This is a genomic window from Cellvibrio sp. (assembly GCF_053579595.1).
Map to the genome: position 1 here is coordinate 1 of NZ_JBRFPI010000119.1, position 11247 is coordinate 11247.

The window sequence follows — 11247 nt, forward strand, 5'->3', positions numbered from 1 at the left end:
CTTGCCGATAAGGCCGTGGTCCATCGTCCTCGATGGCGAAGTGGAAACGCCGCAAACCATCGCGATCGACGATCTCTTCAAGCAGGTGAAGTTCGAGGAGCGAATCTACCGTCACCGCTGCGTTGAGGCCTGGTCGATGGTAGTTCCATGGATTGGCTACTCCCTTGCGGATCTTATCAAGCGCGTTGAGCCAACCAGCAATGCAAAATATGTTGCCTTTACCACGCTGAAACGACCTTCCGAAATGCCCGCGCAAAAAAGTCGCTTTAGCACCATCGATTGGCCCTATCGTGAAGGATTGCGAATGGACGAGGCCATGCATCCCCTGACTACCTTGGCAGTTGGTTTATACGGCAAAGTATTGCCTAATCAAAACGGCGCACCTTTGCGCTTGGTAGTGCCTTGGAAATATGGATTTAAATATATTAAATCCATTGTGAAAATTGAATTTACGGCAAAACAACCCAAGACAACCTGGAGCATGATCGCACCGGATGAATATGGTTTTTATGCTAACGTAAATCCGCAAGTCAGCCATCCACGTTGGAGCCAGGCAGAAGAGCGACGTTTGCCGAGCGGTTTGTTAAAACCGAATATTATCCCCACACAATTATTTAATGGTTATGCAGAGCAGGTGGCGCATCTGTATAAAGATATGGATTTGCGTAAATTTTATTGAGAGCAATTGCTATGCCTGTGTTGTGGCGACGGGTCTTGATTTTTTTCCTTGCATTGATACCGCTGGTATTTATTGTCTATAAAACACTTGCCAATCAATTGGGCGCTGACCCGGCTAAAACCATTGTGTTATTTACCGGCGAATGGACAATTTATTTTTTGTTTATCACCCTGGCAGTAACACCGTTGCGCCGCTTGGACAATTTTAAAAATTTCCACTTCCGCTGGCTGCAAATCCATAGGCGTATGTTGGGTTTGTTTACGCTCTTTTATGCCATTTTGCATGTGCTTGCGTTTCTGGTTTTTATTTTAGGGTTGGACTTTTCGCGTTTCGGTAAAGAGTTGGTTGAGCGGCCTTATATTCTGGTTACAATCCCTGCGGTCATTTTGCTGATTGCTTTGGGTGTTACCTCTACCAAGTCGATGATGCGGAGAATGGGAAAAAATTGGCTTCGCCTGCACAAAAGCATTTACCTGATCGCCATCCTCGCTTGGGTACATGTGTTGATGCAGGTGCGCTCCAGTTATTTTGAGGCGGTGTTATTTGGTGTGATTTTGTTGGCGTTGTTGTTGCCGAGATTGTATTGGACGGTTCGAAAATAATAACAATATGGTCAATTAAAAACTCAATATATCCTTTAAGTCTGTTGCTTGCCGGCGTGAAATATCAATAGTTGTACCGTTATTCATGGTGATTACATAGCCATCGCGGATGCCTTCTTCGATGGTGCTGATTGCTTGCAAGTTAACAATAAATTGGCGATTGGCGCGAAAGAAAAATTTCCTGGGTAGGCGCTCTTCAATTTGACTTAGTGATTTTTTGACAAAGGCTGATTCCTGGTTGAAAAATATCCGCACATGATTTTTGCAGCTTTCAAAATAACGTATAGATTCCAGTGTTACCAAATGGCACTTGTCGTCATCTTTTATAAATATCTTGTTGTTCATTTCCAGTGCAGGTTTGATTCCTTGCGCTGTTTCATCAGTGCTGGTGTTCAGTTTTGCAATAGCTAAGGCCAATCGCTCTTGGCTAATCGGTTTTAATAGGTAATCAATGGTATGGTAGTCGAAGGATTTGATTGCGTATTCAGAGTAAGCCGTTGTAAAAATAATACGCGGAATATAATCCAGTTTTTCCAGCAACTCAAAACCAGTCTCTCCAGGCATATGGATATCTAAAAAAATAACGTCAGGGCGTTTTTCCCGAATAAGCTCAAGCGCCGGAGTGGGGTGCTCTGCTTCACCGACAATAGTCACCTCAGTGAATTCACCCAGCATTTCTATCAATCCTTCGCGGGCGATGCGTGAATCTTCAACCACTATAGCTTTCATTAGCGCATTTCTCGCGGAAGGGTCAGTGTGACTATAAATTGTTGGTCTTGCTCATGGATATTTATCGTTGCAGGATTGCCGTACAGTAGTTTAAGCCGTTGCTCTATATTGCGTAAACCTATACCGGTGCTTTGCGTTGTTGGTATTTCTGTGTGCGGAATATCATTGGTGATTTTGAAGGTGATGTAATGTGCAGTGGCTTCTGCCACTAGCTGAACTTTTCCGCCGTGGCGCAAGTTTTCTATACCATGCTTAATCGAATTCTCTATGAGCATTTGCAAAATCATAGGAGGAATGAAATTGGAATACAGGTCTTCTGGTATATCACTTTCAAAGTGTAACCTGTTTTCCATGTGTACTTTGATGATATCAATGTAACGGTTAACTATTTCCAGTTCATCAGAAATCTGCACTTTTTCATTTTTGCTGGACTCCAGTGAGTATCTTAAAATATCCGATAAGTCTGTAATCATTTTTTCGGATTTTAACGGGTCTTTTCGAACAGTGAATTTAATGTTGTTGAGCGTGTTAAACAAAAAATGTGGGTTGAGTTGATTGGTCAAGTTCGCTAACTCTGCTTCTTTGAGGCTATTTTGCAGCCGTAAGTTTGTCAGCTCGGTTTCTTTAATGCGCTGTTTGGTGGTAATACTAATGTAAACAAAAATCCAGCCGCCAATAAATAATTGCGTTTGAAGCCAGTTGCCGATAAACATTTGCGTAATGATGGTTGAGGCAGGTGTTGAATGTTTGACAACGGCTTTTTCTAGATCTCCCCAAAAAAAAGGAATAATAGAACCTAGCATAATAAACGTAACAATGAAGCCGCTAGCTAAACTATATCCAGTTACAACGACAATATTCTTTGCAGTGTTTAATTCGTGCCATTGGTGTGTTTTATATAGGAATCGATAATAGAGTGTGGCGAGTGTAAACAAGGGTAGCCAGACAAATCCGCCTATAAAGTTGAATAATATTTCTTCCCGCCATAACAAAATAATCAGGGTTTGTGCCAGCGTCATGATCAATAAAATTGATCCGTGGTACATCCAAAATGTCTTGTTGCGCGGGAAAAATTTAAAGTTCATCGATTATGCCCAGAGTTTTAGCGCAAATATTCCGTAGTAAGTGAGATGAGCAGCCATTAGTAAATGCAAGCCCGTGTAAATTAGCGCATACCAGTATAGCCATTTTGATATAGTGTGGTTTCGATACTTGATTAGCATTGCTGCGCTGGCAAGGGCACTTAATGGATAGGCAATACTCAATAGATAAACAGTGATGGAAAGTATTGATACGCTCGCTGCCGCTTGCATAAATAACCCAACCAATGACAGGCAAGCAATTGATGCCACTAATACCAAACTGGTCAATAACGGCCAAATGCGAATCCAAACACTGGCGTCTGTGGGTATTTTTTTCACCAATCGGCGTGAGCCCCATACAACGATAGCCAACAAACTTAACAGACTTATTATGCCAAGTGACACGTATAAGCCGAGCAGACTAAAGACTCTCACTCCAGATACACGTTTAAATATATCTGCTCCAACTTGTACAGTATCCCCTTCAATCGGATCATTAACCAAAGCAATAGTAGGAAGGCCCGTCCACTGTTCAATTAAATAGTCATTGTTTATTGCGTAAGCCACACCAGGTGCTTCCCAGCCTCCGAGCAGTGGCTCCCGATATACATGCATTTCGTCTGTGTGAAATTTCATGACCCCAAAAATTCCGTTCATGAACCGAGTCATATGTTGGCGGTGATTGATAGGAGCGTAGTAGCCACTCAATGTTTTGAATTTTTCTGGAAGTGCTATAGGTTGAGGCTTATTAGTCTTGTGATTTTTGAGCAAATAAGCGCGAATGGTTTTGGAAATTTTATCGAATGCAGGCCAGTTACCTGCATTGATCATAAACACATAACCAGTTTCGAGCTCATTGTTGTAACTTAATTCGGTGAGTCCGCCAAATACACCGCCGTTATGGCCATGAAAGACAGCGTGAAAATCTTTGTAGCCACTGGTGTAATTGGCAAGTCCATAGCCTGCTGTAAGCCCTGCGGAGCTACCCAATGTAGTTGCTGATACTTCCATTCGTTCCATCGCTGCGCTTGGAATTAGCTGATGATTCTGAATCGTGCCGCGCGCCAATAAAAACTGCACAAAGTTAGCCATATCTTTTGGTGATGAATTAATAGAGCCTGCAGCTCTGTGGATAATATGCCAGTACTTTTCTGCTTTGTTGTTGGTGTAAAGTGTTGCGCCTTTTTGTTGGTATAGATCGGTTTGGAAATAGCTGGTTGAAGGCATATCTAGCGGTTTGAAAAAAGTGTCAGCGATATAGTCTTCGTATTTTTTGTCCGTTATTTTTTCTACCATATAGGCAACGACCGCCGCGCCCGCATTGCAATAAGCATGACGTGTACCTGGAATCCAGCGAGATTTGCGTGAATCAGGATGGTAATCAAGCCCCTCTTTTGTGCTCATGGTGTCCGGTGCGGAATAGGCATACTCCGCAAGGTGGATATCATCCCAGCCAGTGGTATGCTCCAGTAGGTGTACAACTTTGATGGGGTGGGTTTCTTCCCAAGGGTTTTCAAACTGAATTTCCGGAACTAGATCGCACACCTTGTCGTTCAGATTGAGTTTTCCTTCCTCTTGTAATTTCAGCACGGCAAGTGCGGCAAACATTTTGGAAACTGAACCTATGCGAAACAGCGTGTTTTCATCGGCTCTGGTGTGTGTTTCGATATTGGTCTCACCTAAACCAGCAACCCAGTAAGGGCCATCTTTATTGACCAGAGCAATGCCAAGTGCGGGAGTTTTTGTATCCTGACGAATTTTTTCGATGACTGTTTTTAATTCTTCAAGTGATTGCGGTACTGGTTCATCGGCTTGTACTGAAAAACCGATTAGGCACACTAAGGTAATTATGATTTTTAGAAAATTGTGCATAGCAATAGCTCCTTTTTAATGTGGAGTTATTGTTGCAATTTATCTGAATTTTGAGTGGGATTGGTGCTGAATGGTTTTTAAAAGTGATGGGCGGCGTTAAAACAAATCGAGTAAAGAAGGGGGTGATTTGCGGGAAGGGAATTCAGCGGCCAAGGCGGCCGCTGAATAGGTAGGAGAATTAAGCGCGAGACTTATATTCGCCAGTGCGGGTGTCGATGATGATCTTTTGGCCAATCTCAACAAACGCAGCAACTTGCAATTCAGTGCCGTTAACCAATTTTGCGGTTTTCATCACTTTACCAGATGTGTCGCCACGGACTGCTGGTTCGGTGTAGGCAACTTCACGAGTGATCGCGTTTGGTGGAGTTACAGAGATTACTTTGCCTTCGTAGAATACTGCATCACACACGTCTTCCATGCCATCTTCGATCCATGGGAGCAGGTCGCCCAGCTCTTCAGCAGTTACTTCGTATTGGTTGAACTCTGGGTCCATAAATACGTACATCGGATCAGCGTAGTAAGAGTAGGTTACTTCTTTACGATCCAATTGGATGTCTTCGAATTTGTCGTCAGCGCGGTAAACGGTTTCGGTGTTCATGCCGTTCAGCAGGTTTTTCAGCTTCATTTTTACAACAGCAGAGTTACGGCCAGACTTGTTGTATTCCGCTTTTTGAACAACCCAAGGTGAGCCGTCGATCATTAGAACGTTGCCAGCGCGGGTTTCTTGAGCATTTTTCATGGTAAATCCCAGTATTTGCAGAGGTTAACGAATAAGAGGGAGGCCTTGATGCGCATGGCGCGCGGGCGTAAAAGCCCTCAGGCGTCCCGAGTTTGAAATCGGCGCGCTACTATACAGTTCTTTGCGGTTTTTCTGTAGTGCTTTTTTAGCCTTGGCGGCTAGCGCAAAAAGTAACTAATTGACTGGCTAAATCAGGCTGTTCGAGCAGCGAATCGCACCAGATTTGGCTGTGCAGGCGCCAATCGGGTAGCTGGGATATGAGCTGATGCCAATAGCTCTCTATATTCTCGCCCTGATTCCAAGCCAGCCAAGACGCACGAATCGTATTCGCCAACTGCTCGCTGTAGTGCGCCGTGTAGTGATCAAGAAATGCATTGAGTTTGGTGATGTGCACTTCCTCGTCCTGGGGGTAGATATGCCAGAGCATAGGTTTTGCCGCCCATTGTGCCCGCACGAATGAGTCCTCGCCGCGTACGAAATTGATATCGCAGGCCCAGAGCAGCTTGTCGTACTCGGTCTGGGTGATAAAGGGGATGACTTGTAAATGCAGGTTCCCTTGCGAGTAGATATCGCCAACGACTAATTCCTGCTTGATCGCCTCGTTGATGCTAGTAAGGATTTTACCGCTGGGCACCAAGCAGTGAATTGGCCGGCTGGAAACTGCCCAAGCCTTGATGAGACTGGCAAGTGTTGGATTTTCGTAGGCAAAAAGGGACACCAGCAGCGCCTCTGGTTGCGGTTCAAAGCCCATACTTGCCAGCCAGGGGGCGGCTTGGAATGTATCGCGTGCGCTTATCAATGACCCTTCGCGCAACAACCCGCCGGTGCGCGCAGTAAAACCGGGGAAGAAAAAAGTTTTGCGCAGGCCGGTAGCCGGATGAGCGGAGGGCATGCGATGAAATTCCTCGACCCAACTTTCTGCACTCAAATAATCCAGATTAATCCATACAGGCGTTTGGCCGATGCGCTTGAGCTGCGCCATCTTGTCCAAGTAGAGAGCGGGGATATCGCAGGCAAAGGCTTCGATAACCACGTCAGCAACCTGCACATCCGCGTCAAATTCCGTGTTCCAGCGGCATACTTGAACGCCCGCGACCTGTTGTTGATCCACTTGGAGGGTTTCAGGCCATATACGTACCAGCGAATTCAGGTCATCGACCCATAACCTTACCGCTTGTTGGTGTTCCTCGACTAATTGCCGCGCCAGTCGCCAGCAGACGCCGATATCGCCAAAGTTGTCGATAACGCGGCAGAAAATATCCCAGGTTTTGGTGTGTGGTGATGGCATTGGTCAGTTCAGTCGAATTAAGTGGGTGGCGAATGATACCAGCGTCGATATTTTTCGTAATGGACAGCTAGAATCAAAAAGTCGATTTTCAAAAAAAAGTCCCGCAGTATGAAAAAACAGCACTTGCCACAAAAAATTTGCCAGCATTGCCAGCGCCCGTATACATGGCGAAAAAAATGGGAAAAAGTTTGGCTGGAGGTCAAGTATTGTTCCACTGCTTGCAGCACCGCCGCTCGTAGAGATAGGAAGCAATCCCCCCAATGAAAAAAATACGTCACTTGTGCCTGGTACTCGGCGATCAACTCAATCGCGACAGCCTTATTTTTGCTGATTTCGATCCAGCGCAGGACCTCCTGTGGATGGCAGAAACCCTCGGCGAAAGTACCCATGTTCCCTCAAGCAAACAGCGGAGCACGTTGTTTCTTGCTGCTATGCGCCATTTTGCGCAAGGGTTGCGCGATGAAAAATTGCCGCTGGTTTATTACTCGCTTGAAGAGCATGAGCAGCCGAATTTCACTGCGGCGATTAACGCGACTCTGCGACATTATGCGGTGACTCAACTGAGCGTCGTGTTGCCAGGTGATTATCGTGTACTGCAGGAAATAAAGCATTGTTGTACCGACCACCAGCTGTCACTTGAGGTGCTGGCCGATAATCACTTTATCGCCAAGCCGGGTGAGTTCAGCGCATGGAAAAAAGGCAAAAAACAATTGCGCATGGAATATTGGTATCGCCAGCTGCGTAAACGCACGGGGATACTAATGAACGGCGATGCGCCCTTCGGCGGCGATTGGAATTATGATAAAGACAATCGTGGCGCCTTTGGCAAAGCAGGGCCGGGGTTATTGGACAGCGCCTTGGTTTTTCCGGTCGATAAGATTACCCAGAGTGCGATCGATTCTGTCGCAGCGTTTTTTCCCGACAATCCCGGTAATTTATTGAGTTTTGGTTGGCCAGTGAATCGCCAGCAAGCGCTTGCGCTGCTGGATTTTTTTGTCGAAAAAAATTTACCGCTGTTCGGTGAATACCAGGATGCCATGTGGACTGGCGAGCCCTGGCTCTATCATTCGCGGATATCGGCAGCACTGAACCTTAAATTGTTATCACCACTGGAAGTTGTGCAGGCGGCAGAGCGTGCGTTCACCCGCGGTCATGCGCCTCTCAATGCCGTAGAGGGTTTTATTCGCCAGATTCTGGGATGGCGCGAATACGTGCGCGGTCTTTATTGGAGCTTAATGCCGGAATGGAAGGAGATGAATGCATTAGATGCCCAGCACAATCTGCCCGACTTTTACTGGAACGGCGAGGTAGACATGGCATGCCTGAGTCATAGTATTCGGCAGGTACTGGACACAGGTTACGGTCATCATATCCAGCGGCTTATGGTCACCGGCCTGTTTGCCCAACTTTGGCAAACACGACCCGAACAAATTCATGCATGGTATTTGGCGATGTATGTCGATGCTGTCGAATGGGTTGAATTGCCCAACGTATTAGGGATGAGTCAATACGCTGATGGTGGCATAATGGCTTCCAAGCCCTATATCGCCACTGGTCGTTACATTGCCAAGATGAGCAACTATTGCGATCACTGCCGGTACAAGCCAGACGACGCTGAAACAGAAAACGCCTGCCCATTTACGACCTTGTACTGGGAGTTTTTGCGGAAGCACCGAGCGCGTTTTCAACAGCATCCTCGCTTGGCCTTACAAGTCAAGCACCTGGATAACCAGAGCGAAGGCAAACGCGCTGCCATCGCCAAGCGTGCGCAGTGGGTGAGGGCGCATTACCCAGCTAATCACTATATTTGATCGGAATTTTTTATGGCCTCTCTACAAGATCAACTGCTCAAAGCCGGTTTGATAGACACCAAAAAAGCCAAACAGGCCAATAAAGAAAAACGTAAAGAAACCAATGTCGCGCGTCGCTCCAATGAAGAAGTGATTGATGAAGTAAAACAATCCGCTGAACAAGCTCGTTTGGAAAAAGTGGAGCGCGACCGCGAATTAAATCGCCAGCGCGATCTGGAACTGCAACAAAAAGCCATAGCTGCCCAAATCAAACAGCTCATCGAAAACCATCGTCAACCCAAAGGCGCTGGCAATGGCGATGTGGAATATAATTTTACCGATGGCAAACTCATCAAAAAAATGCGCGTATCTCCATTGGTGCTTGAGCAAATCGCGCGCGGTTTGTTGGGCGTGGTCAAGCTCGGCGATGGTTATGAGGTGGTGCCCCGTATAGTCGCTGACAAAATTGCACAACGCGATGCAAAATTCGTCGTGGTTGCCAATACCAAAACCGATAATAAAGTCGATGAAGATGATCCCTACAAGGATTACGTTATTCCCGACGACCTTATGTGGTAAGCCTATGTGGAATCCAATCCGCGCCGTGTTGCGCAGTAAATCATTGCGCGGCATAAAGATTATTGCACTGAGTTTAATGTTGGTTCTCGTCTGCGCCGCACCGATTATGCTCTATAGCGCCTTCGGCCCTGCAGATGGAAACCCCGTATTGCTGAGCTGGTTGTTTGCTGTAGGTGCAATGGTTGCCCATGTGGGATTTTTTGTGGGAATCCTGCTGGTAATTTGGGACGTGTATTTCGCAAAAAAATAACGCCGCACGAATTCTCGCCAGAAAAGAATCCTCGCAATCTATTCAGCACCTGTGTCGGGTGAAAGTCGGGTAGCTGCCGTACCCGACTGGGCGTGCTTTTAGCAATACTCTGGGTTCACACAGGTTGGAGTAAATAAATGATTCTTAAAGAACTGCGTATTAGTCGCCATCTCTCGCAAGAGCAGTTAGCGCAAATGTCTGGCTTGAATGTCAGAACCATTCAGCGGATTGAAAGCGGCAATAACGCCAGTGTGGAATCACTTAAATGCCTCGCCTCTGTGCTTGAAGTGGATGTAGCAACCCTAACCCAGGAGCGAATGATGATAGATAAAAATTCTGATGTGTGGCGTAGCCAGCCGTTGTGGTTGAAATGGTGGTTTTTTATTAATTACCTAAGTTTTAAACCTTTGCGTAAGTCCAGTGTGAGGGGTATGTTTTTTTGCCATGCTTGCGGATTCGCACTCTGTGCGTTTGCGTGGTTTGACCCTAAAGCATTACCCGGTGGTTTGGCTTTTTTACTAACAGCGTATTTTTTCCACCTATTGGTATGGCAGGGGGATAAATACGGTGTTTGGTACGACAAGCCGGATGACACACCTACTTAGTCCCTTGCTCGAAGTAGCAAGAAAATTCATAGACTTGCTGCTTCTTAATACTTGTTAAAACTCCCCCAAAAACCCTCCTGATTGATGCGCCCATAAATGCGCATATACGCCGCCCAATGCGATCAATTCGTTGTGTGTTCCCTGCTCGATAATCTGGCCTTTATCCAATACGATCAAGCGATCCAACGCCGCAATAGTGGATAAACGGTGCGCGATTGCAATCACCGTTTTGCCTTGCATCAGCGTATTTAAATTGGTTTGGATGGCGGCTTCTACTTCAGAGTCCAATGCAGAGGTCGCTTCATCCATAATTAAAATCGGGGCGTTTTTTATCAGTACACGGGCGATAGCAATGCGCTGGCGCTGGCCGCCAGATAATTTAACACCGCGCTCACCTACATGGGCGTCATAGCCTTTGCGGCCTTCGTTGTCACTGAGCCTCATAATAAAATCGTGCGCTTCTGCCTGCTTGGCGGCGCAGATCATCTCTTCTTCTGTTGCATCAGGTTTGCCATAGAGCAGGTTGTCGCGGATGGAGCGGTGGAGTAGAGATGTGTCTTGGGTAACCATGCCGATTTGCGCGCGCAGGCTTTCTTGTTTGATGTCCGCGATGTTTTGGCCATCAATTAAAATTGCCCCGTCATCGACATCATAAAAACGCAATAATAAATTTACCAAAGTGGATTTGCCTGCGCCCGAGCGGCCGACCAAACCAATTTTTTCACCGGCGTTAATATGCAAATCAAACTGCTGTAGTAATCCGTCTTTTTTACCGTAATTAAAACGCACGGATTTAAAGTCGATCTGGCTTTGTTGGATAAGTAGAGGCAGCGCATTGGGTTTGTCTTGCACTTCACGTGGAATTGATAGGGTATTTAAACCATCGCGTGCAGTGCCCATGTTTTCAAACAGTGCCGAGACTTCCCACATAATCCACTGCGCCATCCCATTCAAGCGCAATACCAGGCCGACAGCGGCAGCAATTGCGCCGGTAGTGATTGCTGCGCTCGACCAGAGGCAGAGTGATACGGT

General features: G+C 46.3%; 13 protein-coding genes. 7 read left to right on the forward strand and 6 right to left on the reverse strand.

Annotated elements, in window-relative coordinates; all coding sequences use genetic code 11:
- Both msrP and ACWA6V_RS09395 read left to right on the forward strand, forming a co-directional pair.
- The coding region (gene msrP / locus ACWA6V_RS09390) for a protein-methionine-sulfoxide reductase catalytic subunit MsrP (RefSeq protein ID WP_449522241.1) at positions 1-679 on the forward strand (679 nt) is incomplete at its 5' end.
- A gap of 11 nt (positions 680-690) precedes the next feature.
- A complete protein-coding gene (locus ACWA6V_RS09395; protein WP_449522242.1) occupies positions 691-1281 on the forward strand; it encodes a sulfite oxidase heme-binding subunit YedZ in 591 nt (196 codons plus the stop codon).
- A gap of 15 nt (positions 1282-1296) precedes the next feature.
- Here ACWA6V_RS09395 and ACWA6V_RS09400 read toward each other — a convergent pair whose 3' ends face one another.
- The 5 genes from ACWA6V_RS09400 to earP form a co-directional block, all read right to left on the reverse strand.
- Complete coding sequence (locus ACWA6V_RS09400) at positions 1297-2010, reverse strand: LytR/AlgR family response regulator transcription factor (RefSeq protein ID WP_449522243.1); 714 nt, start codon at positions 2008-2010, stop codon at positions 1297-1299.
- Complete coding sequence (locus ACWA6V_RS09405; RefSeq protein WP_449522244.1) at positions 2010-3095, reverse strand: sensor histidine kinase; 1086 nt, start codon at positions 3093-3095, stop codon at positions 2010-2012. The genes ACWA6V_RS09400 and ACWA6V_RS09405 overlap by 1 nt, the downstream gene beginning before the upstream one ends.
- Positions 3096-3098: 3 nt before the next feature.
- Positions 3099-4964 carry a serine hydrolase domain-containing protein gene (locus ACWA6V_RS09410; RefSeq protein ID WP_449522245.1) on the reverse strand — a complete coding sequence of 622 codons (1866 nt, stop codon included), beginning with the start codon at positions 4962-4964 and terminating at the stop codon, positions 3099-3101.
- 178 nt (positions 4965-5142) lie between these two features.
- On the reverse strand, positions 5143-5703 hold the full coding sequence (gene efp / locus ACWA6V_RS09415) for an elongation factor P (protein ID WP_449522246.1): 561 nt from the start codon (positions 5701-5703) through the stop codon (positions 5143-5145).
- 145 nt (positions 5704-5848) lie between these two features.
- Positions 5849-6991, reverse strand: coding sequence for an elongation factor P maturation arginine rhamnosyltransferase EarP (earP, locus tag ACWA6V_RS09420; RefSeq protein WP_449522247.1), 1143 nt, complete (start codon positions 6989-6991; stop codon positions 5849-5851).
- A 108-nt stretch (positions 6992-7099) separates the two neighbouring features.
- Here earP and ACWA6V_RS09425 point away from each other — a divergent pair, with 108 nt between their 5' ends.
- The 5 genes from ACWA6V_RS09425 (at position 7100) to ACWA6V_RS09445 (ending at position 10215) form a co-directional block, all read left to right on the forward strand.
- Entirely contained in the window at positions 7100-7255 is a 156-nt protein-coding gene (locus ACWA6V_RS09425; RefSeq protein WP_449522248.1) for a DUF2256 domain-containing protein, read from the forward strand.
- Positions 7252-8802 carry a cryptochrome/photolyase family protein gene (locus tag ACWA6V_RS09430; RefSeq protein ID WP_449522249.1) on the forward strand — a complete coding sequence of 517 codons (1551 nt, stop codon included), beginning with the start codon at positions 7252-7254 and terminating at the stop codon, positions 8800-8802. Before ACWA6V_RS09425 ends, ACWA6V_RS09430 begins: the two co-directional genes overlap by 4 nt.
- 12 nt (positions 8803-8814) lie before the next feature.
- Entirely contained in the window at positions 8815-9360 is a 546-nt protein-coding gene (locus tag ACWA6V_RS09435) for a DUF2058 domain-containing protein (RefSeq protein ID WP_449522250.1), read from the forward strand.
- Between the two features lie 4 nt (positions 9361-9364).
- Positions 9365-9610 (forward strand): hypothetical protein, encoded by a 246-nt coding sequence (locus ACWA6V_RS09440; protein ID WP_449522251.1) that lies wholly within the window; start codon positions 9365-9367, stop codon positions 9608-9610.
- Positions 9611-9747: 137 nt separating this feature from the next.
- Entirely contained in the window at positions 9748-10215 is a 468-nt protein-coding gene (locus ACWA6V_RS09445) for a helix-turn-helix domain-containing protein (protein ID WP_449522252.1), read from the forward strand.
- A 54-nt stretch (positions 10216-10269) separates the two neighbouring features.
- Here the strand turns inward: ACWA6V_RS09445 and ACWA6V_RS09450 are convergent.
- On the reverse strand, positions 10270-11247 hold a 978-nt coding region (locus ACWA6V_RS09450), incomplete at its 5' end, for an ABC transporter ATP-binding protein (RefSeq protein ID WP_449522253.1).